At 55.6% G+C, this 20,415-nt stretch carries 18 protein-coding genes; 14 read left to right on the top strand and 4 right to left on the bottom strand.

What is annotated here, in order from left to right; genetic code table 11:
- The first annotated feature begins 48 nt into the window (after window positions 1–48).
- Window positions 49–1,731, top strand: a complete 1,683-nt coding sequence (locus IGS16_RS02890) for a glycosyltransferase family 39 protein (RefSeq protein ID WP_297083207.1) — start codon at window positions 49–51, stop codon at window positions 1,729–1,731.
- Here the strand turns inward: IGS16_RS02890 and IGS16_RS02885 are convergent.
- Both IGS16_RS02885 and IGS16_RS02880 read right to left on the bottom strand, forming a co-directional pair.
- A complete protein-coding gene (locus tag IGS16_RS02885; RefSeq protein ID WP_297083205.1) occupies window positions 1,678–2,691 on the bottom strand; it encodes a lysylphosphatidylglycerol synthase transmembrane domain-containing protein in 1,014 nt (337 codons plus the stop codon). The two genes, IGS16_RS02890 and IGS16_RS02885, sit on opposite strands and share 54 nt — an antisense overlap.
- Before the next feature lie 263 nt (window positions 2,692–2,954).
- The gene (locus IGS16_RS02880; protein ID WP_297083203.1) at window positions 2,955–3,932 is read right to left on the bottom strand and encodes a two-component system response regulator; all 978 of its coding nucleotides are present in this window, start codon (window positions 3,930–3,932) and stop codon (window positions 2,955–2,957) included.
- Window positions 3,933–4,487: 555 nt separating this feature from the next.
- Between IGS16_RS02880 and IGS16_RS02875 the strand changes: the two genes are divergently transcribed.
- The 6 genes from IGS16_RS02875 to IGS16_RS02850 all read left to right on the top strand — a co-directional run bounded on the left by IGS16_RS02875 (window position 4,488) and on the right by IGS16_RS02850 (window position 8,470).
- The gene (locus tag IGS16_RS02875) at window positions 4,488–4,652 is read left to right on the top strand and encodes a hypothetical protein (RefSeq protein WP_297083201.1); all 165 of its coding nucleotides are present in this window, start codon (window positions 4,488–4,490) and stop codon (window positions 4,650–4,652) included.
- A 66-nt stretch (window positions 4,653–4,718) separates the two neighbouring features.
- Entirely contained in the window at window positions 4,719–5,606 is an 888-nt protein-coding gene (locus tag IGS16_RS02870; RefSeq protein WP_367185717.1) for a sulfurtransferase, read from the top strand.
- 470 nt (window positions 5,607–6,076) lie between these two features.
- Window positions 6,077–6,592: an NYN domain-containing protein gene (locus IGS16_RS02865; protein ID WP_068509885.1), complete on the top strand. Its 516-nt coding sequence runs from the start codon at window positions 6,077–6,079 to the stop codon at window positions 6,590–6,592.
- 167 nt (window positions 6,593–6,759) lie between these two features.
- Window positions 6,760–6,966, top strand: coding sequence for a hypothetical protein (locus IGS16_RS02860; protein WP_068509887.1), 207 nt, complete (start codon window positions 6,760–6,762; stop codon window positions 6,964–6,966).
- Window positions 6,963–7,955, top strand: a complete 993-nt coding sequence (locus tag IGS16_RS02855) for an NAD(P)H-dependent glycerol-3-phosphate dehydrogenase (RefSeq protein WP_297083197.1) — start codon at window positions 6,963–6,965, stop codon at window positions 7,953–7,955. The genes IGS16_RS02860 and IGS16_RS02855 overlap by 4 nt, the downstream gene beginning before the upstream one ends.
- Window positions 7,956–7,978: 23 nt before the next feature.
- Window positions 7,979–8,470 carry an ureidoglycolate lyase gene (locus tag IGS16_RS02850; protein ID WP_297083195.1) on the top strand — a complete coding sequence of 164 codons (492 nt, stop codon included), beginning with the start codon at window positions 7,979–7,981 and terminating at the stop codon, window positions 8,468–8,470.
- A gap of 492 nt (window positions 8,471–8,962) precedes the next feature.
- Here the strand turns inward: IGS16_RS02850 and IGS16_RS02845 are convergent, their stop codons facing one another.
- Entirely contained in the window at window positions 8,963–10,135 is a 1,173-nt protein-coding gene (locus IGS16_RS02845) for an FAD-binding oxidoreductase (protein ID WP_297083193.1), read from the bottom strand.
- Between the two features lie 1,499 nt (window positions 10,136–11,634).
- On the opposite strand from IGS16_RS02845, the gene IGS16_RS22265 reads away from it, so the two are divergent.
- From IGS16_RS22265 to IGS16_RS02830, 4 genes are all read left to right on the top strand, one after another.
- Window positions 11,635–11,826, top strand: coding sequence for a hypothetical protein (locus IGS16_RS22265; protein WP_068509894.1), 192 nt, complete (start codon window positions 11,635–11,637; stop codon window positions 11,824–11,826).
- A gap of 258 nt (window positions 11,827–12,084) precedes the next feature.
- Window positions 12,085–13,665 carry a hypothetical protein gene (locus IGS16_RS02840; protein WP_297083191.1) on the top strand — a complete coding sequence of 527 codons (1,581 nt, stop codon included), beginning with the start codon at window positions 12,085–12,087 and terminating at the stop codon, window positions 13,663–13,665.
- 97 nt (window positions 13,666–13,762) lie between these two features.
- Complete coding sequence (locus IGS16_RS02835) at window positions 13,763–14,851, top strand: glycosyltransferase family 2 protein (protein ID WP_297083189.1); 1,089 nt, start codon at window positions 13,763–13,765, stop codon at window positions 14,849–14,851.
- A gap of 75 nt (window positions 14,852–14,926) precedes the next feature.
- Window positions 14,927–15,619 (top strand): class I SAM-dependent methyltransferase, encoded by a 693-nt coding sequence (locus IGS16_RS02830; protein ID WP_297083187.1) that lies wholly within the window; start codon window positions 14,927–14,929, stop codon window positions 15,617–15,619.
- A gap of 44 nt (window positions 15,620–15,663) precedes the next feature.
- Here IGS16_RS02830 and IGS16_RS02825 read toward each other — a convergent pair whose 3' ends face one another.
- Window positions 15,664–17,322 (bottom strand): hypothetical protein, encoded by a 1,659-nt coding sequence (locus IGS16_RS02825; RefSeq protein ID WP_297083186.1) that lies wholly within the window; start codon window positions 17,320–17,322, stop codon window positions 15,664–15,666.
- Between the two features lie 87 nt (window positions 17,323–17,409).
- Here IGS16_RS02825 and IGS16_RS02820 point away from each other — a divergent pair, with 87 nt between their 5' ends.
- From IGS16_RS02820 to IGS16_RS02810, 3 genes are all read left to right on the top strand, one after another.
- On the top strand, window positions 17,410–18,816 hold the full coding sequence (locus IGS16_RS02820; RefSeq protein WP_297083184.1) for a 16S rRNA (cytosine(967)-C(5))-methyltransferase: 1,407 nt from the start codon (window positions 17,410–17,412) through the stop codon (window positions 18,814–18,816).
- Between the two features lie 359 nt (window positions 18,817–19,175).
- Window positions 19,176–19,853, top strand: a complete 678-nt coding sequence (locus tag IGS16_RS02815; protein ID WP_297083182.1) for a hypothetical protein — start codon at window positions 19,176–19,178, stop codon at window positions 19,851–19,853.
- Window positions 19,854–19,871: 18 nt separating this feature from the next.
- Entirely contained in the window at window positions 19,872–20,288 is a 417-nt protein-coding gene (locus IGS16_RS02810; RefSeq protein ID WP_297083180.1) for a DUF1824 family protein, read from the top strand.
- Window positions 20,289–20,415 lie beyond the last annotated feature (127 nt).

Raw genomic sequence — 20,415 nt, 5'->3', positions numbered from 1 at the left:
CGCTGCTGCCGTAGGATCGTCTGCTGATCGCCACTCCATCAGGTCTCTATGCACACTACCGAAACACCAGGTTCTGTCGGTCAACTCCTGTCCCCAAAGGTTTCGACCTGGCTCCGCTATGCCGTCATTGTGCTACTCGTCGCGGGCGTTTTCTTCCGCTTCGTCAACCTTAGCCAGAAGGTGTACTGGACAGACGAAGCGCTGACCTCGCTGCGGTCTTCGGGGCATACCAAAGTGGAGTTTGTGGAGGAGCAGTTTACGGGTGCAGTAATTTCGCCCGAAACGGTGATGCGCTATCAAAGCCTGGAGCCAGAAAACGGCTGGGGGCATACGCTGGCGGCGCTGATGGGCAATGCAGAACACACGCCGCTGTACTTTTTGGGCGTGCGCGGCTGGATGGAGTGGTTTGGCAGCGGGTCGGGGGCGGTGCGGGGATTGTCGGCGGTGTTTGGCGTGCTGGCGTTTCCGTGTGTGTTCTGGCTGGCGCTGGAGTTGTTTCAGTCGCGGGTGGCTGCGTGGGTTAGCTTGGGGCTATTTGCCATCACACCGCTGCATATTTTGTACGCTCAGGAGGCGCGGCCCTATAGCCTGTGGACGCTGTGCATTGTACTGTCGAGTGCGGCGCTGCTGCGGGCGATGCGGGTGCGAAGCTGGCAAAGCTGGTCGATTTATGGGCTGAGCGTGGCGCTGGGGTTGTATACACAGCTTTTGTTTGCTCTGGTGGCGATCGCCCATGCGCTCTACATCCTTGGCGTTGAGCAAATTCTGCAAAAGCGGCGGCTGACGGACACTGCTCGTGCCTATGCGCTATCGGCAGGTGGGGCGCTGCTGTCGCTATCGCCGTGGATAGTGCTGCTGGTGGTGCGAGCCGACCGCATTCGCGTCACAACGGCTTCTCTTAAGGAAGTTACGTCCCTCGACCATTTGATTAACCGCTGGTTTTTGGGCCTCAGCCGCTCCTTGGTCGGCATTGACCTAGCTGCTGCAAACCTACTGCTGGTGCTGCTAGTAGTATGGGCGCTGGTAGTGCTGTGTCGCCAGACGGTGCCGCGCTGCTGGCTGCTGGTGCTGCTATTGGTGGCGGTTCCCTTTTTGGGATTGGCCCTGCCGGATGTGCTGCTGGGCGGCGGACGCACGATTCGCATTCGCTATCTGATTCCGTCTTACGTTGGGCTGCAACTGGCGCTGGTGTATCTCTTGACCAGGGCACTCGCGCCGTCAAATCGCTGGCAACCCTGGCTCTGGCGTGGCGTGCTGGGTGCAATGGTGGCGATCGCCCTCAGCAGCAACCTCGACAGCGCCAACTCCGATCTGTGGTGGAACAAAAGCGTTTCCCGCAGTGCCTACTATCTGCCCGTGGCGGAAATGATCAACCGCGAAGCCAAGCCACTGGTCATTGCCGATCGCCACCCCAGCGCCATCCTGGCCTTTAACCGTCGGCTCGATTCCCATGTGCGGCTGCAACTGGTGGGCGATCGCGATCGCTTTCAGGTGGCACGGGGCTATAAACCCGTCTTTTTACTCAATCCCTCCGAAAAATTGCGAACTGTTCTGGAACGCCAGGGCTATCGCCTCAAGGTGGTCTACCGCGATCCCCATGCTCCGGATGCCGAAGCCGATCGGCTCTGGCGCGTTCAGCGACCCGCCAAGGCACAAACCCTCCAGCAAAAGCCCGCTTCAGCCCCGGCGAATCTCCCGCGCAACGCTGAGGTATTGTCCGAGGAAGGGTAGGCCGGCGATCGCCGGAATGAAGTAGCGCGATGTACACAGCACCCCCAGCGCCGCCGCCGTTGCCGCGTTGAAATAGGGCGCATAGAACAAAATCAGCGCTGCATCCCGCGTGCCCACGCCCGCAAACGTCAGCGGCAGCAGCCCCGCCAAAATCGCCAGCGGCGACAGCGCCAAGTTCGTGACAAACGGCACCCACGCCCTCAGCGCCAGAATGAAAAACCAGATTTGCAGCAGGTGCAAGAACCAGATGAAAATTGACATCGCCGAGATTTTTGCAAGCTGGGGGCGATCGCCCCAAAAATAATCGTGCATCTCCTGCCACGAATGGCTCAGCGTCACCAGCTTCTTACCCATCTTTTTCGGCGCAATCCGCTCTGCCTGTCGAAAGAAAAACTGGGCAAAGCGCGGCCAGCCCAGCAGCAGCAGCCCCAGCACCAGCCCACTCAGCACGCTCACCGTCATCACCCAAAACAGCCAGTCCTTTTGGGGATAGAGCAGCAGCCCAAATACGCACCACAGCAGCAGCGACAGCATATCGCAGGCCTTCTCAAACACCACCAGCGACAGCGCCAGGGACCCTGTTAAATGCCCGCGATCGCGCATGAAATAGGCCTTGGCAATATCCCCCATCTTCGACGGCAGCACCATGTTCAGCGAACTCGCTGCCAGAATCAGTTGGTTTGCCTCCCAAAAGCTGAGGCGGGCGGGATCAGGTTCCAAATCCCAGGGATCGGGGATCGAGTCAGGCTTTAGCCCGTGTATCCTAGCCCCTACCCCAGGCATCAGCATTTGCAGTCGTCCCGCCGTCAGCATCGTCAGCGGAATCACCATGCCCAGGCTAATGACCATCCACGGGCGATCGCACTCGCGAAACACGCGGATCAGCCCAGCAAAGTCAATCTTCCAGTAAATCAGCAGCAGAATCACGCCGCTGACGAGAATCGAAACCAGTCTTTTCATGCGTGCCTTATCATGCCTTGTCTAGCGGCAGCGTCTTGAGCGCTGATGCGACGAAGTTCAGTCACACCGCAGCGCTCAGGCCCGCTTGATCCCGCTTGATTATGACATGAGCAGTTATCAAGTTTTGCACGCGCATTTTGCACACGCACCGCCACGACTGGGGAACCGTCAGAATCCTATGGTTTGCTGGGCTAAGCGGCGATCGCCCTTGCGAACAACTCGTTAGTTGAGGTAGCTTGCTAGATCTGAGGCAGCTTGCTGGGCTAAGCGGCGATCGCCCTTGCGCCAATAAAGGATGCAAACTTGTCCATCAGGTCAGGATTGCGCCACCCTTTGGCCGTTTCTTCCATCATGATCTTCAGCGCCTCTTCGGGTGAAAAGGCTGATTTATAGGGACGCTCGCTAGTCAGCGCGTCGTAGATATCGATTAGCTGGAAAATCTGAGCCAGGTAGGGAATCTCATTGCCCTTCAGCCCATCTGGATATCCCGACCCATCCCATCGTTCATGATGATGGCGGATAATGGGGACCACTCCCTGCATGGTTCGTAGCGGTTGGCAGATGCGCTCACCAATCAGAACATGCTGGCGCATGATAATCCATTCTTCGGGAGAAAGCTGACCCACCTTTAGCAGCACTGCATCCGGAATCCCGACCTTGCCAATGTCGTGCAGATATCCGCCCCACATCAGGTCGCGCACTTCCGTCCGCGAGAGGCCTAGAAACTCGCCAAACGCCTTGCCCAGTTGCACTAGCCGCTCGCAGTGGTCACCCGTATTGGGATCTCGACTCTCAATCGTGCGGGCGATCGAAAATAGCACCTGCCCTGCATGATCCAGATCCTCGTTCAGCCGCTTTTGGCGCACCAAAGAATTCACGCGGGCCGAGAGTTCTAGCTGATCAAACGGCTTCGACAAAAAATCATCGCCGCCGGCCTCAATGCCTCGCAGTCGGGCGCGGCGATCGTTCAGCGCAGTGACAAAGACAACTGGAATCAGGCGGGTGTGTTCATCCTGCTTGAGCTGGCGGCAAACCTCGTAGCCGTCCATTCCTGGCATCATCACATCTAGCAGAATCAGGTCTGGATTGGCCTGCGCTACACAGTTCAGCGCGGCAGCGCCGCTGTCTGCCTCTAGCACGTCGTAGCCTTCCACTGATAAAAGCGCAACCGCTGTCATGCGGCTGGACGGGTGGTCGTCTACGACAAGAATTTTAGGCTTTTCAGAATCAGAGTAGTTCACAGGAAGATCTCGCTTTCGCTCACTGGAGGGGCTAAGAAGATTTTGGAGCGCAGAGTTTCTATGTGTCGATCTTGGGCAAGACGCTCGAATAGCTCATGATTACTTCAGTATGTTGAATGACTGAACACCAGAGATCAGGTTTTTTACGGAGATTTTCTGCACTTAAGGCTTAACAATACTGCCAGGGAGGTAACAGAATTTATAGTTCTAGACCGGAGGGCTAGACCGAGCCTGAATTGTAGTCTGTGCAACGCTGAATTTTCCGAAAATCAGAGGATTAAAGGGTTTTCGAGCTTCATACTGCAACACCAGGAAACAGCCGAGGGGCGGCTCCTCTCTGTAAAATTAATTAAAAAACTGATTGAAAACTCAAATGAAAGCGACGAGAACAGCAAGAATAGCAAATCAATGTATCGCAGTCTTGAATGACATCTAAGCTATGAATCTTCAATTCGCTTTTTTGGCTGGAAGCGTTTTTAATGCCCCAGCATGACCAGAGACGGGCGGGAGATTAACCACTTGTATTTTAGAGATTTCTTCCAAGTATCTGTCGAGGTGACCAGAGGTAACGGATTTGCGGCGAATCTCTGGGTGGCGATCGCCCCAGTTGCCGGTGCTCTATGCCCGTTTCGTTCTATCTATGCCCTGCCGATAGCCCAATATACCCACACCCAGGGTGTGCCCAACCAGATTTACCTCAAACAGAAAATATACATTTGAATGACTTGAATGACTGACGAGATTTCACGAAATATTTCACACGAGATTTCCCCCGATCCCGTTCCTATCCCTACCGCTATCGTGACCGCAGACTGGCTGTTGGCTCATCTAGATGATCCGGGAGTGGCGATCGCCGACTGTCGGTTTTCGCTGATGGAGCCAGACCTGGGGCGGCAGCAATATCATCAGAGCCACATTCCGGGTGCGGTGTATTTTGACCTGAATGCTGACCTGTCGGGGCCCGTGCAGCGCCACGGCGGCCGCCATCCCCTGCCCCACCCAGACGCTCTGGCACAAACCCTGGCGGCAGCGGGCATTACTCGCGGCGAAACCTGGGTGATTGCCTATGATGACTCGCGGCTAGGCTTTGCGTCTCGGTTTTGGTGGCTGCTGCGGTATCTGGGGCATGATCGGGTGGCGGTGCTAGATGGCGGCTTCGCGCACTGGCAGGCAGCGGGATATCCCGTGACAGCGGCGACTGCGCCCAGTCCTCCACGGCAGGCAGGGCAGTTTGTGCCCGCGCTACGCCCAGAGATGGTGGTAGACATTGAAACGGTGAGACAGCGCAAAGATCAAGCAGGCGTGGTGCTGGTGGATTCGCGGGAGGGCGATCGCTATCGAGGAGAGCGCGAACCCATCGACCCGATTGCCGGGCATATCCCTGGCGCAGTCAACTATCCCTGGCAGGGCGTGACAGACGATCGGGGTAGGGTACTCTCCGTTGAGGCGCAGCGTCAGCGCTGGCAGAATTTATCCAAGACCAAGACCAATGCCGATACCAATACTGATACCAACGAGATTGACGAGGTCAAGGAGATTATTGTCTACTGCGGCTCTGGCGTGACGGCTTGTGTCAACCTGCTGTCGCTGGAGATGGCGGGGCGGGGCAACCAGAGCAAGCTTTATGCTGGAAGCTGGAGTGACTGGTGTTCATATCTAGTCGATGAATTTTAGTCGATAAATTTTAGTCGATGAATCAGGAACGCCACTGGGGTAGAAGCGGGAGAGCGGGCGATCGCCCTCCTCAGTCCCCCTCTATTGCCTTCCTTCAGCATGTGCTTTCCAGATCGGCTGAGGTGTGTCACCTGTGTCTCAGGGCTGAATCTTGGGGCTAAGATGGGAAGTTATCGGATTGCGCCAAATGACCGAAAAGACTCTGGGATAAGCTTTCCTGGGGTTTGCAGCAGACGCAAAGCTGACTTGGCCTAGGGCATTCCTGTACGTTGAAAAACAGCGGCGCTGGGCGCAGTTGCTATACTGAGAGCATTTATCAGCCCCCAGCTTTCTAGAAGTTTTTAAATTTTATTTATGCCGCTCAGGAATCTCCGCCGGAGTAGATTGTGCCTGCTTCGCTCGGCCCCTGACCAAAGTTAAGCCATAAACTCCAATTCTCTAAGCTCCCTAATTTTTAGGTTTTAACTTCTATGTCATCTGTTAGCCGCCTTTCGATTTTTGTTGATGGGAACAATATGTTCTACGCTCAACAAAAAAATGGCTGGTTCTTCGACCCGCGCCGAGTCCTGGATTATTTCACAAGTGATCCCGACGTAGAGTTAATCAACGCTTTCTGGTACACCGGGCTGAAAGATCCGCAGGATCAGCGCGGGTTTCGAGATGCGCTGATTAGCCTGGGATACACCGTGCGAACTAAAATTCTGAAAGAGTATTACGACGACAACTCCGGGCGCTATTCCCAGAAAGCAAACCTAGATGTGGAAATCGTAATCGATATGTTCAATACGGTCGATCAATATGACCGGGTGATCCTCTTTAGCGGCGATGGCGACTTTGAGCGGGCGATTGAACTGCTCCGCTCCAAAAGCACCCATATTACAGTCGTGTCTACTGAGGGCATGATTGCCCGCGAACTGCGAAATGTAACGGATAAGTACATTGACCTCAACGATATCCGCGACCAGATCGAAAAAGTGGATGGCTGAACAAAGTGGAGCATTGCACCAGGTAAAGCTTTCTCTGGTGCTGGGTTCTGGGCGATCGCAGACTTGACAGAACCCCCAGATCAAGTCCCTCCGGCAGGGATTTTGAACAGCCTTCTTGAACAGACCTCTTAAACAAACCTCTTCAATAGCGTGTGAGGCGTGGCGCAATGGATCGATCTAAAGTGGTAGCGGTGATTACAGGGGCGATCGCCATTTTGCTGAGCATTGCCTACCTGCTGATCGTGCAACTGCTCGACTGGCGAGGCGAGATGATCCCTGCACCCGTCGATCTCTCAGCCCTACCGTTCGCAAACAGCAGCTGGGTGGAACGGATTCTCTCCTGCACGGTTTGGTTGGGCGGACGGCTCCTATGACGGCTCAGCCTGCGAACTTTTCGGCGGAAAGCGTGTCTGCTGCAAGCCTGCCCAAGCCAGTACTCCTTCGACCGATTGTGAATCTGACAGTGTTGGGGGCTGGAGCGTGGGGCGGCACTCTGGCCACGCTGGCAGAGCGTAATGGGCATCGGGTGCGGCGCTGGTCGCGGCGGTTTCATGCGCCCATCGAAGACAGCCTAATCGGGGCTGAAATTTTGGTGTCTGCGATGTCGATTAAGGGCGTGGTGGAATTGGCACCGCGTTTGGGACAAATCGGAATAGACCCAGCGACTATCCTAGTCAGCGCCACCAAAGGGCTTGATCCAGAAACCGGGCGCACGCCCACCCAACTCTGGCGGGATGCGCTGCCGCAGCAGGCGATCGCCGTCCTCTCGGGCCCCAACCTGGCCAAGGAAATCATGCAAGATCTCCCGGCGGCAACGGTGGTGTCTAGCAGTGATGCGGCAGCGGCGCAGTTTGTGCAGCGGGTGTTTGCCTCCGAGCGCTTCCGGGTCTATACGAATACCGATCCGCTGGGCACTGAACTGGGCGGCACGCTAAAAAACGTGATTGCGATCGCCGTGGGCGTGTGCGACGGGCTGAAACTGGGCACCAATGCCAAATCTGCTCTGATTACCCGCGCCCTGGCAGAAATCATCCGCGTCGGCACCTATCTGGGCGGCGAAACCGATACGTTCTTTGGTCTGTCGGGACTGGGCGACCTGCTGGCCACCTGCAATAGTCCCCTCAGCCGCAACTATCAGGTCGGCTATCAGCTTGCCCAAGGGCTTTCTCTGTCGCGGGTGCTGGCAGACCTAGAAGGCACGGCCGAAGGTGTGAATACGGCCAATGTCCTCTTTGACGTGGCCCAGCGGGAGCAAATCCCCATGCCTATCGCCCACCAGGTCTATCTGCTGTTAAATGAGCAAATCACGCCGCAGCAGGCAGTGGAAGCGCTCATGGAGCGAGATTTGAAGTCGGAGGATTAGTGCAAAGACAGGGAGGGTGACCCATGCCAACGTCAGTCGTTCGTCAGCTTGTGGTTCAGCCCATTTCGGCAGAGGCGTTTCAGCCGTTTGGGCAGGTGATTTTTGCCAGTCCTGATGGGGCGCGGTTTTGCCCCGATGATGCTCAGCTTTGTTTGGATCGGGGCATTCCTCGGTTTTACATCATGCGGCTGCACCAGCGCGGGCGGCAGTTTTCCCGCATCACTCGCCATCGGCAGTGTACCCAATGTCTGGGGTCGCTGGAGGGCAAGGATTGGTTAATTGCAGTTGCGCCGCCGTCGGAATTGGATCAGCCGGAACTGGAGGCGATCGCCGCCTTCCACATTCCAGGCACCTGCTTTATCAAGCTGAACCTGGGCACCTGGCACGCGGGCCCCTACTTCGACCAGGACACGGTGGATTTCTATAACCTGGAACTCAGCGATACCAACCTCATCGACCACCAGACCCACGACTTTCGCCAGAGCCACGGCATTCAGTTTGAACTGGTGGGCTAATTTCTCGATTTTGGATTTGCGATTTTGGATTTGCGGTTCACGGTGACGCAAATCACGCGATCGCCCTGTCACAATCACCCAGTCGGGTTCGCCCGTGTCACTGGCTAAAAGGGTCGCACCCCGCATACTGAAGGGCATAGACAACTAGCTAACAACCAAGCTCCTCGCCTAGCCAGTGAGTCTATAACCTCCTGAATATGCTCCTCAAAGCCACGCCGCAAGGGTGGCTTTTTTGTTGGTGGTTTGTTAGCGCTCCGTTGCTGGCGTTCCAAACGGGTGCATCCCACGTTTGGAACCCTCACCCTAAATTCCTCTCTCAGAGCGGGAGAGGGACTTTCAATCCGGCTCCCCTTCTCCCGTTTTGGGAGTGCGGAGCCAGTACAACCCGGAGCTGTCGTGCTACACGACTTTCAATCCGGCTCCCCTTCTCCCGTTTTGGGAGAAGGGGTTGGGGGATGAGGGCGAATTTGCATAACTGGGATGCACCCTTCGCTACGTTCCAAACCGCCCCGGACTCAGACCCTCCAGCAGCGGATCGGGCTGTTCCACCAGGTGGCGGGCATAGCGGCGGGCCAGGGGCGGCATGATCGCAAAGGGATTGCTAAACCCAGAGAAAAGATGCATCCCCTCCGCACCGGGAACCGGCCCCACCAGCGGCAGGCGATCGCCACTAAACGCCACAGGACAGCGACTCCAGGTTCCCGGAACCTCCTTAAGGCTGGGCAAGAACCGCCCCACGGACTGGCGCAGCGCAGACTCGCTGGCCGCCGCATCAACCTCCGGCTCCAAGCTGCTGATCATGCGCGTCACCTGACCAATCCGAATCCGCCCGTCTTTGAACTGAATCACGCCTTCGTCCAAAATGGGCGGCACGACTTCCTGATTGGGCTGATTCCACCGTGCATCTGCTGCGCCAGCCGCGGCCTCCTGCTCAAAGCGTTTTAGCGCAGCAGGCATGATCAGCGTGCGGGGCTGAGTCGGCGTATTCGGCGGTGTTTCAATTAGCTCTGCCTGAGAGAAGTAGATCCGCGCCGATAGCCCTGCCTGGCGCAGTAAGGTGCGACTCCATCCCCCTGCGCTGACAATGACTCCGGCCGTGCTCAGCGTTCCCTCTGGGGTCGTCACGCCCGTCACGCGATCGCCCTCCCGCACAAAACCCGTCACCTGCGCCAGCCGCATCTCGCCGCCCAGCCGCTGAAACGCCTGCTGATACGCCTGGGTGGTTGCCTCAGGGCTGACGTGGCCATGTGTGGTGTGCAGCGCTCCACCCAACGCCGCCGGGTTCAGCAGTGGCTCCAGTTCGCAGGCAAATTCTACACTGATGGGCTGTGGCGGAATCCAGCAAGAGCGATAGGACTGGGCGATCGCCCCTACGTCTTCCCCTGGCTCGATCACCAGCACCAGGTCTAGTTCACGAAACTGCGTGTCTCCCTCCAGCTCGTCCGACAACTGGCGATGAATCTCAATTCCTTCCTGGCAAAGCTGCTGAGTCAGGGGAGTATTACCTGACCAGTAGGCAATCCCACCATAGCTATAGCGTGTTCCATTCTTGGGCGCAGCAAACTGCTCTAGCAGCAGCACAGAACTCCCCAGTTTGACTAACTCGTAGGCCAGTGCCGATCCGGCAACCCCACCCCCAACCACAATCCAGTCATACGTTGTCATGTGCAGTCCTGATCTGTCCTAATCTTTTCTAATCTTTGTAGAGTCCTGGTAGCGTCCGTTTAATCCACATTCTGGCTTTTCAGAGTAGCGCGAGTTTCTCCAAACGCAAAATTCAACGGGCAAAACTCGACGCGCAACATCAGGATGCAACCCGATGGGTTCAAAGGGATACGTTCTACTTTTGCGAAAATTCTGCATTTTCGCCTAGCACAATCATTATTTTCGCTTAGCACAACACTCAGGATATGACAGGAAAAACAGCGTTTCTGAAATAAAGCGTTACGCCATCCTGCGGACGCGGCCAGAGCAGCATCGGCATCCGCAAATTCTGGATGCAATTTCTAACAAATTGCGGAAGTCACCTGACTATTAATTCGTACAAATCGATACCAATTTTGCGTCTTAAATGATACAAATTTTATCGCCTGAGCAATCCATTTTTTGCACATGACTTACAAATGCCAGATTTTAGTCGCAGCCTAGAGAGCAGACACTCCAAACTCTATACAAAATATTTAAATCTTGCCTTGACAGGAGCAAATCAAGAAGCAAAGCAATTGATGTTCAAAGCGTAAACTCCCATAACGAAGCTTGTAACATTTTCTTTAGAAGTCTTGCCCGTCCATTAATTATGTTCAACAATAATAAGTGGAGGACAAGACTGAGCATTATCTTGCGTGATTGATTGTTTGGTTGATTGTTTGGTTGATTCTTAGGTTGATTGTGAGATTGATCTCGATTGAACCAAACCGTATTTTTTATCTGTCAATCAGCCGTCTATCAACTAGCCTTCTATCGGCCAGCTAAGTCGAGCCATTCTGAAAAACTTCTATCCCTTGTCCTTTCTTATCCGTTTTCATCTTCATTGGAAATAGTCTGATTCTGGAATAGTTCAAGTCTAGGAAGTCAAATTTTTCTGACCAAGACTGCGAAATTAAGAACGCAAGACTAAGCTTGTGAGTCTCGGACTGCTTGGGGTTCGGCGAGAGAAGGCAGTAATTCGCGTTCTTTAGAATCTTCCTGAGGAACGAACTCTGAAAATTTGATTGTGTTCCTCTAGAAACTTCTCGGATTTTTGTTGAACGCTAGACTTAAAGAGAAGGTTTTAGAAACATGCTGTTAGACACATATTGGACGCATTAGATTGGACGCATTAGACGCATTTCTTTATCGACCTAACCGATTGAAGTAATGCTCGGCGAGAGCCAAAGAAACTTACTCGGATAGCTTCTTCAGGCAGATCTGAATCCTCATTGGCTAAATTTAATTAAGTCCTTACTAAGTCCTTAATTAAGTTCAATAAAAATCCAGGTGTGTTTCCAGGTGTGTTTATTGTGCGAGATGTTCGTGAGCATCTTGCCGGGTGTTGAGGAATTGAAGTCTAGGCTGGTGTTTTTCTGATTGTTTGCGTTTGTGCCTGCTTTATCTGTGTTTTCTGCATCCTGCATTCCTCGTTGTCTGTATTCCTCACTTCATAATTAAGCGCTCCTTATAAAGCCATGAACCTTTGCCCTTGCTGCTCCGAGCCTTTGTTGCGCCATGCGCGACACAATCGTGTCTACTGGTTTTGTACGCACTGCTGGCAAGAAATGCCAAACCTCGCAGATGTGATTCAGGCGCGGCAGCAAGTTCAGCTTGCTGCACCTGTGGCGTTGAGTCTGCGAACCAACCGTGTGCTTCAGTCGGTGTAGCCCAACTTGTGTTGCTTTACGTTGGGCTTGTCGCAGTTCGGCTTTGCAATTCAGCTTTGCAATCTGCGTCACGAGCTGCATCACAGTCTGCGTCATCAGCGGCAGCGACAAGTTTGATGTATCATGCCGAAAAACTACGATTAAACTAATAGGCGGGCTTCCGGTTTTGGGGGCCCGCTTTTGGTTGATGTTTTTTTATAGGCTCTTGGTTTTTAATTTAGAGCGATCGCCCATTGGGGCAGGGTGAGGGATTGCGCGATGAGTCTGCCGATCATTTTTGATATTACGCTTGGGGTCATTTTTCTATTTCTTATCCTCAGCTTGCTGGCTTCAGAACTTCAGGAACTTCTCAGCACGTTGCTGCAATGGCGGGCCGAGCATCTCAAGAAGTCCATCGAGATTTTGCTCACAGGTAATGCAGAAGAAGTCAGCACCTATCAAACCTTTATTGACAACTTGTATAGCAGCCCATTGATGCGATCGCTCAACCAGGAAGCTAAAGGAACCCTGCCCCGCTTATTTCGCCGGGTGTCTCGCAATATCGGGGCGCTCTATCGTAGGGTCACGGGCGATCGCAATGTGTTTGGCAACCAGTTCAGCGGCCCCTCCTACATTCCGTCCAAAACCTTCGCCGATGCGCTCCTCCAGCAGCTGGATGTCGAAAGCCTGACTCAAAAAATTAGCGACTACACGATGCGCCGATTGGGAGAAGAAAAGCTGGCACTAGTGGAAGACATCCTCAAATCGCTCCGCAACAGCGTCGGCGACGACTCACTCCTAGAAGCGGAGTTTGAAGGACTGCGGCAGCGACTCCGCAACATTCGCGACGACTTTCGCAGCAACCGGATTTCGCTGTCTCGAAGCATGGATCTGGCTACGGAGCAGATTCGCCTGTTCATCGACAGCACCGAAGCGTACTTAAAAAACAACAACCATTGTCAGGACATCATCCTGGGGCGGCTACCCTACCTGAAACAGGCCGTGCAAATGAAAAAGCTGGAGCCGACCATTGGCGAGGTGATGACGCTGGTCCTGAACAATCGCGGCGATTTGCCCGCCGAGCTAGAGGATGCGGTGATTCAGGTGCGATCGCGCGTGAGTCAGCTTCCACCCCATCTCAGACAAAACCTGAGCATCCTGGCAAACCAGGCGCAAATGCGGTCGGACGGGCTTCAGGACGGGCTACGCAAACTGGAGCAAGAAGTAGAGAACTGGTTCAACCGTTCGATGGATCGAGCGTCGGGTGTCTACAAACGCAATGCCAAAGGGGTGGCGATTATTTTGGGCATTTTGCTGGCGGCGGCGACCAATGCAGACACGTTTCTTGTGGTCGATCGCCTGTCGCGGGATTCGGCGATTCGGGCTGCGGTGTCCGAAAGCGCCAACCAACTTCTGAGCCAGTCGCCCCAAGCGCCCACCCGGTTTCGTGAAGCCTTCCCAACCTCTGGACAGCCGTTGCCAATTCCAAATTCTCCCAATGTTGGCGAGTCCAGTTTTGACACGCTAGAACCTGGCGGATTGCCGCCCGATACAACGCCCATCGCACCCGCCACAGAAGCGTCCAACCTTCAGCAAGAACTGGCAGATATTCGCGATGCCGTAGACACGGTGCTAGACGACATTCCTCTGCCCATCGGCTGGAGCAAGCGCAACCGCCTGCAACAGTTTCCGCCCAATACCAGTCTGTTGATCTCGATTCCAAAACGGATTTTGGGCTGGCTGATTACAGGCATTGCAATTTCGATGGGATCGTCTTTTTGGTTTGACCTGCTGAGCAAGGTGGTGCGTGTCCGCAACGCTGGCACACCATCTTTCCCAAATGACCATCGTGTTGAATAATCTTCACAGAGTACCCTACAGCGTACTTTATGACTTTTTGTCCAGACTTGTTTGTCTAGGTTTGTAGCCAGGTTGCCTTCAGAATGCCCGAGGTGGTATGACGACTCATTTTTCTTCGCAAGATCCGAAATTGGTGCATCCAGCCGATGAGCATCCGGTGGATAGGCATCTGGTTGAGGGGCAACTGAATGGGTCAGAGAGCCACCCCCCTGCGCCAGCCCTTTCGGTGGTAGTGCCGATTTACAATGAGGTAGAGAGCTTGCCCCGGCTGATAGAGGCGATCGCCTCCACGCTCCGAGCCAGCGGCATGGATTATGAAATCGTCTGTGTCGATGACGGCTCCAAAGACGGCTCTACCGATCTGCTAAAGCAATTGGCGCAACAGCGCACCGACTTGCGGGCCGTGCTGCTGCGGCGAAATTATGGACAGACAGCCGCCATGGCCGCAGGCTTTAACCATGCGCGGGGCGCGGTGATCGTAACGCTGGATGGTGACCTGCAAAACGACCCAGCCGATATTCCCATGCTTGTAGCCAAGCTCAATGAGGGCTATGACCTAGTGAGCGGATGGCGCAAACATCGGCAAGATGCGGCGCTGACGAGGCTGCTGCCGTCCAAGATTGCCAACGCGCTGATTGGCTCCGTCACGGGCGTAAAGCTGCATGATTATGGCTGTTCCCTCAAAGCCTATCGGGCTGAGGTGGTAGAAGATATGAACCTCTATGGGGAACTGCACCGCTTTTTGCCTGCCCTCGCCTATATCGAAGGGGCGCGAATTACCGAAGTGCCCGTGCGCCACCACGCCCGCCAGTTTGGCAAGAGCAAGTACGGTCTAGGGCGCACGGTTCGCGTGGTGATGGATCTGTTCACCATTGCCTTCATGAAAAAGTTTCTGACCCGCCCGATGCATGTGTTTGGGCTGTGGGGGCTGGTGTTGATGAGTACCAGCACGCTTGTGGGACTGTATCTGGGCTTTCTCAAGTTTGGGCGGGGGCAAGACATTGGCGATCGCCCCCTGCTGATCCTCGCAGTCGTTCTCTTCCTGGCCGGGGTGCAGTTGTTTTGCTTTGGGCTGCTAGCAGAGCTGCTGATGCGAACCTATCATGAGTCCCAGGGTCGTCCCATCTACCGAGTGCGCGAGGTGGCTGGGGCGGGGTCGTCTTCCCGACGACAGCCGCCAGACTAGTTAGACTAAGCCCCAGACGCGAGCCGTGTTCAAACCTGTCTCACAGCCAGTCTCCGGATCATTCCGGTGGGGTGAATGAGTTTCTTCAACCGGGCTTCTGTCCCAGATCGGAATAGTGACTACGTTCAGCCTAATCTGCTGGGTCTGGTGAGCAAGCTGTCGCTCTATGCCCGCAAGCGAATGATGCGATCGCTCCTCGATCTGGCCCGGCCCACCCCCGACACCACAGTCCTTGATGTCGGCGTAACGCTCGATCGCCGCGAAGACTGCAACTTTTTTGAAAAGGCCTATCCCTATGCAGACCGCATCACCGCCGTTGGGCTAGAGGATGCATCCTTCCTCGAACAGGAGTTTCCGGGTCTAACGTTTGTCCAGGCAAACGCGCTAGATTTGCCCTTTGCCGATCAGAGCTTTGACCTAGTGGTGAGCTTTGCCGTCATTGAACACGTCGGCAGTCGGGCACAGCAGCGGGCCTTTGTCCAGGAGCTCTGCCGCGTCGGAAAGCAGGTCTATATCGCCACGCCCAACCGCTGGTATCCAGTGGAATTTCACACCATCTTGCCGCTGATTCACTGGCTACCGCCCCACTGGTTTCGGAAAATTTTGCGGCTTTTGGGACACGATTTTTGGGCAAAAGAGGCTAACCTCAACTTGCTGACGCTCTCGGAGTTTAAGCAACTGTTCCCGCCCGACCTGACGCTCTACTATCGCCCGACCCGGCTGCTGGGCTGGGTGTCGAATCTGTCGCTGTTTGCTGTTCGTCGTTGATTTGGCTCAGCCTGCTCAACAAACCACACGCGCACTGGCAACTCTCAAGGAGAGGGAGCAGGCCCTTTGCGCTTATAGGGAGCCATTTGATAGTGACTGACCTGAATCGGCTCGCCGACTTTCACCAAGCACAGTCCAAACTGCTGCATTTCCTTAGGGAATGAATCGTCTGTAAAACCCGCCGCCTCCAGCCACTTTCCCTCGACTGCGTAAATCGTCGGGGCCGCGAGGGCACGCCGAGTACAGCGAGGGCAGCGGGGCCGCGAGATTTTGGTCAACCGCTCCTGAGAATTTTTGAGATTTTCATCGCAAGACGCTGTCCAGTTCACGCTGGCGGGGGTGCAGTCTAGGTTTTCTGGATCAACCGCGCAGAACAGGTAAGGCCCGCCGGGTTGAGCAATAAACGCGGCAGGCGCAAGTGCCTGAAGCGGCTGGAGGCGGGCAATGGTGGACGGTGGCCGCTGGAAAGACAGCACGTTGGGCAGGGTGAAACTGGACACCAATGCTGTGCCCAGCAGCAGCAGCCCCAGACGGCGAAACCAGCGGCCGCTGAGGGACTGCAAAAAACTGAGCGCCGCTAGCCAGAGCAGCAGGTATATCGGGACAAAATATCGCAGGCTGACGCGGTTGTGGTAGACCCAGGCAAGGCAGAGGAGCGCGGCAAAGCTGAGAATTGCGGTACCGAGAAAATAGTAGAACCAGGGCGAGAGTTGGAGGGCGTGCGATCGCCCCTTTATCCACAAGTACCCCATCGTTGCCACGCTGCCCAACACCAGAACGGCATGAATCCCCAGCAGAAACCCGTGCTGAAAGGTAAGCGTTTCCCAGGCGGCGATCGCCAGGTGCGTTGCGGCGGCCCAGATCTGGTCGGGGCTGCTCAGGGTGCCATAGTTCTCATTGCGGCGCATCGCCTGACTCTTGGCAAAGGCGACAAAGCCAATGCCGACCAGCAAAGCCAGACCTAATGCCAGCAGGTCGAGTCGGGATAGCCCAATACGCTGCCAGAAGGTTTGGTTAGCAGTTTGGCTGGCAGTTTGGTCAGCAGATGTGGGGCGATCGCCCAGCCGGATCAGCACCAGCACGACGGCCAGACAAAAAAAGATCAGCGCTGAAAAGTCGGAAATCCAAATCGCCAGAAACGCGCAGAGGGCGATCGCCGCCAGGGTCAAGGGCTGATTCAGCGGTTGACCGGGTCTCGCCTTGGCAAGTACTCGGCGGCACAGCAGCAGCGCAGCACCAACCATAAGGAACTGAGGTCCATAGGGATGGGCAGGCAGCACCAATTCGATGAAGGAGCGGAGTGGTAAAAACCAGACTAGTGCCAGAATTATGCTGATAAACGGCTGTTTGAAGAACCGGGCAAGCATCCAAAACCCAGCAGCCAGAATCGCATATTGAGCAATTGACAGCGCTACTACCGGGCGTATCGGTAAGAGTTTTAACAGGCCGTGAGCCAAGATTGGCAGCAGGCTGCCGAGACGATCTTGTCCCCAAAAGTAGAAATCCTCTGGCAATTGCAAGTCGTAAGCCATTAGCACATGAATGGCCTGATCCGAATTGAGGCGGGGCGAATAGTATGCTGAAAAGTTCAGCATAGAGAGGAGGGCAATCAGCGTGCAGAGGGCGATCGCCCAGAGCCACTGAGTTCTAAGTGAAAAAGGTTGCGTGGGTCGTCGGATTGAGCCTGTTATCGAGCGCTGCATCGAGGGTTGTGTTAAGGAAACAGGTTTTGAGAACCAAACGGGGGCGGCTCTGATTTTCGCATCCGCTGTTTAGCTACGGTAGTCAGTATGAGTCAAAATGTGGGCCAAAACTTGAGGCAGGTTGCTCTGGAGGCGTTGCGGGACGTAGAGCGGGGCGCATTTGCCGATGTGGTGCTGGACAATCGGCTCCACCAGGGCGATTTGTCAGAGCGCGATCGCCGTCTGGCCACCGAACTGGTCTACGGTTGTGTGCGGCGACGGCGCACCCTCGATGCCCTGATTAGCCAACTGGCCACAAAACCCGCCGACCAGCAGCCGCCCAATCTGCGACTCATCCTGCATCTGGGACTCTATCAACTGCGCTATCTCAGCCACATTCCCCCCTCGGCGGCAGTCGATACAACCGTAGACCTGGCCAAGGGCAACGGCTTTGCAGGGCTGGCGGGTTTCGTGAACGGGCTGCTGCGGGGGTATCTTCGACAAGCCGCAGAGCGCGAGACGGGCGATCCGCTGAACCTGCCAGCCGACCCGGTTTCGCGCATCGGCACTGCACACAGTATGCCCGACTGGATTGTGCAGCAGTGGATCGCGCAATTTGGCGAAACTGATGCTGAGCAACTCTGCAACTGGTTTAATCAGCCGCCCAGGATTGACCTGCGGGTGAATCCGCTGCGGACTTCCGTGGAACAGGTGGAAACGGCCATGCAGGCGGCCGGCATCGCGGTAGAACGGCTGCATGGCTTTCCTCAGGCGCTGCGGCTGCGAAACCATCGGGGCGCTATTCCAGCGCTACCGGGCTATGCAGAGGGCTGGTGGTCGGTGCAGGATGCCAGCGCCCAGCTTGTGGGGATGTTGCTCGATCCACAGCCTGGAGAAACGGTGATTGATGCCTGCGCTGCGCCGGGCGGCAAGACGACGCATCTGGCAGAACTGATGGGCGATCGCGGCGTGGTTTGGGCGGGCGATCGCAGTGCCAGCCGCCTCAAAAAAGTGCTGCAAAATGCCCAGCGGCTGCAACTCACCAGCATCCAACTCTGTCCTGGTGACAGCCGCACCCTCACCCAGTTCACCAACCAGGCAGACCGGGTGCTGCTAGATGCGCCCTGTTCGGGTTTGGGCACGCTGCACCGCCATGCCGATGCCCGCTGGCGACAAACCTCCGACTCTGTGCAGGAGCTTGCCCAGTTGCAATCTGAACTCCTGCGCCATGTCGCCACCTGGGTCAAACCCGGTGGCACGCTGGTCTATGCCACCTGCACGCTGCATCCCGACGAAAACGAGCGCGTTGTGCAGCATTTTCTAGCGACCCATCCTGATTGGAAAATCGATCCGCTGCCCCCGGAGCATCCGACTGCCCAGTTTCAACAGCCGCAGGGCTGGCTTCGCATTTTGCCTCATCAGCATGACCTGGATGGCTTTTTTATGGCAAGACTGATTTCCATCGACCGCACCTTGCCTGCTTGCAATCCAGATCAGGGTGATATCGCAAAATAACGCCGATCTCGGTATGAATCGCGGTTGCGTTTGACCTGCGCTGTTACGATTAACAAATAGTGAATGATTGTTGCGGCAGGGTATAGCTGAGCGTTATGGTTGAACGTCCTATCAAGAAATCTGAGCGTCAGACCCAGGAAGCGTCTGAGACTACTTCTAACACTTCTAACACGGCGTCTTCTAGCACTCCATCCGGGAGCAACAAGCCGCGCCCAGTTAAAAAAAGTGAACGCACTGGCGGAGATGAGTCGCCGCGTGAACGATCGGAGGATTCGCGGTCGGGCGATCGCCAGCGTCGCAAGGGCAAAGGTGGGCGTGATCGAGACGATCGCCCTTCGCCGTCGGTTAGCCCTGCCCTAATGCGTGGGCCCAAACCAACCCAGAAAAAACCTGTTGAAGAGCCGCCACCAGAGGAAATCGCAGCCGAGGACGCATCCCTAGAAGCAGCAACAGAGGAAGTGGTCGCAGAAGAAGTCGTCGCAGAGGTGGTCGGAGCACCCGCACCAGAACCCGAACCTGCCGAAGCGCCTGCGCCAGAACCAGAATCCGCTACTGAGCCTGAACCCGAACCTGCTGAAGCGCCTGCACCAGAACCAGAATCCGCTGCTGAGCCTGAACCCGCTGCTGAAGCACCCGCGCCAGAACCAGAATCCGCTGCTGAGCCTGAACCCGCTGCTGAAGCACCCGCGCCAGAACCAGAATCCGCTGCTGAGCCTGAACCCGCTGCTGAAGCACCCGCGCCAGAACCCGAACCTGCTGCTGAGCCTGAACCCACTGCTGAAGCGCCTGCACCCGAACCCGAATCTGCGCCGGAACCCGAACCCGAACCTGTTGCTGAGCCTGAACCCGCTGCTGAAGCGCCTGCACCAGAACCCGAATCTGAGCCGGAACCTGTTGCCGAAGCACCTACGCCTGAACCGGAATCCGAACCTACGCCTGAACCCGAACCTGAGCTGGAACCTGTTGCAGAAGTGCCTGTGGCTGAAGAAACTGCGGAGCCTGAGGCCGCTGCCGAACCAGAAACCTCTAAGGCATAGTCAGGGATTGGCTAGAGTATGACGGATTCTAAAGCGATCGCCCTCACCTGCGACCAGGCCCATCGCCTGCTTAAGCAGTTTGACTGCCAGACCGCTGCGCCCACGCTATCCGCCGAAGAAAAAGCGAGTCTTCGTGAAGCGCTGAGGCTAGTTGCACAGCACTCGGATTACCAAATGCTGGGGGTTTGCGCCAGTTCTCAGGCAGAAGGTTGGGCTGCTCTAGAACAATATGCGATCGCCCTTGGCTATGCACCCCAGCCGCCAGCGGTTTCGCTGGACGGCCCGGTCTATCTCAAGTTCAATCCCAAGTCGAGCCTCTGTTACGCAGACACCTACCCTGGTGAACATCGCGGCGTGCTGGTGTCGTGCCAGTCTGCCGATCCTGACGACATCAACGATCTCTATGGGCATCTGCCCTTAGATCTTTGGGACTAGGAACCTATGGGATTATAGGCTGGATGGGTTCAGAAGATGCCCTGATCCCCTAGCCTGACTCTCAATCTCAAAAACAAAAAGCCTCAGCGCAGCATTGTGCTGAGGCTTTTCCGTTCAACTAATTAAA

Origin of the sequence: Thermoleptolyngbya sp. C42_A2020_037, from assembly GCF_015272455.1 — a bacterium.
Lineage (GTDB): Bacteria > Cyanobacteriota > Cyanobacteriia > Elainellales > Elainellaceae > Thermoleptolyngbya.
The sequence above is the reverse complement of the archived record's forward strand: the minus strand, read 5'-3'. Positions and strand labels throughout refer to the sequence as shown.

Bases quoted from the DNA above. Each gene is read 5' to 3' on its own strand.
- IGS16_RS02825 (WP_297083186.1), bottom strand. From the start codon at position 17,322: ATGCAGCGCTCGATAACAGGCTCAATCCGACGACCCACGCAACCTTTT.
- IGS16_RS02890 (WP_297083207.1), top strand. From the start codon at position 49: ATGCACACTACCGAAACACCAGGTTCTGTCGGTCAACTCCTGTCCCCA.
- IGS16_RS02820 (WP_297083184.1), top strand. From the start codon at position 17,410: ATGAGTCAAAATGTGGGCCAAAACTTGAGGCAGGTTGCTCTGGAGGCG.
- IGS16_RS02855 (WP_297083197.1), top strand. From the start codon at position 6,963: ATGACGGCTCAGCCTGCGAACTTTTCGGCGGAAAGCGTGTCTGCTGCA.
- IGS16_RS02850 (WP_297083195.1), top strand. From the start codon at position 7,979: ATGCCAACGTCAGTCGTTCGTCAGCTTGTGGTTCAGCCCATTTCGGCA.
- IGS16_RS02830 (WP_297083187.1), top strand. From the start codon at position 14,927: ATGAGTTTCTTCAACCGGGCTTCTGTCCCAGATCGGAATAGTGACTAC.
- IGS16_RS02810 (WP_297083180.1), top strand. From the start codon at position 19,872: ATGACGGATTCTAAAGCGATCGCCCTCACCTGCGACCAGGCCCATCGC.
- IGS16_RS02885 (WP_297083205.1), bottom strand. From the start codon at position 2,691: ATGAAAAGACTGGTTTCGATTCTCGTCAGCGGCGTGATTCTGCTGCTG.
- IGS16_RS02865 (WP_068509885.1), top strand. From the start codon at position 6,077: ATGTCATCTGTTAGCCGCCTTTCGATTTTTGTTGATGGGAACAATATG.
- IGS16_RS02835 (WP_297083189.1), top strand. From the start codon at position 13,763: ATGACGACTCATTTTTCTTCGCAAGATCCGAAATTGGTGCATCCAGCC.
- IGS16_RS02815 (WP_297083182.1), top strand. From the start codon at position 19,176: ATGCGTGGGCCCAAACCAACCCAGAAAAAACCTGTTGAAGAGCCGCCA.
- IGS16_RS02845 (WP_297083193.1), bottom strand. From the start codon at position 10,135: ATGACAACGTATGACTGGATTGTGGTTGGGGGTGGGGTTGCCGGATCG.
- IGS16_RS02860 (WP_068509887.1), top strand. From the start codon at position 6,760: ATGGATCGATCTAAAGTGGTAGCGGTGATTACAGGGGCGATCGCCATT.
- IGS16_RS22265 (WP_068509894.1), top strand. From the start codon at position 11,635: ATGAACCTTTGCCCTTGCTGCTCCGAGCCTTTGTTGCGCCATGCGCGA.
- IGS16_RS02840 (WP_297083191.1), top strand. From the start codon at position 12,085: ATGAGTCTGCCGATCATTTTTGATATTACGCTTGGGGTCATTTTTCTA.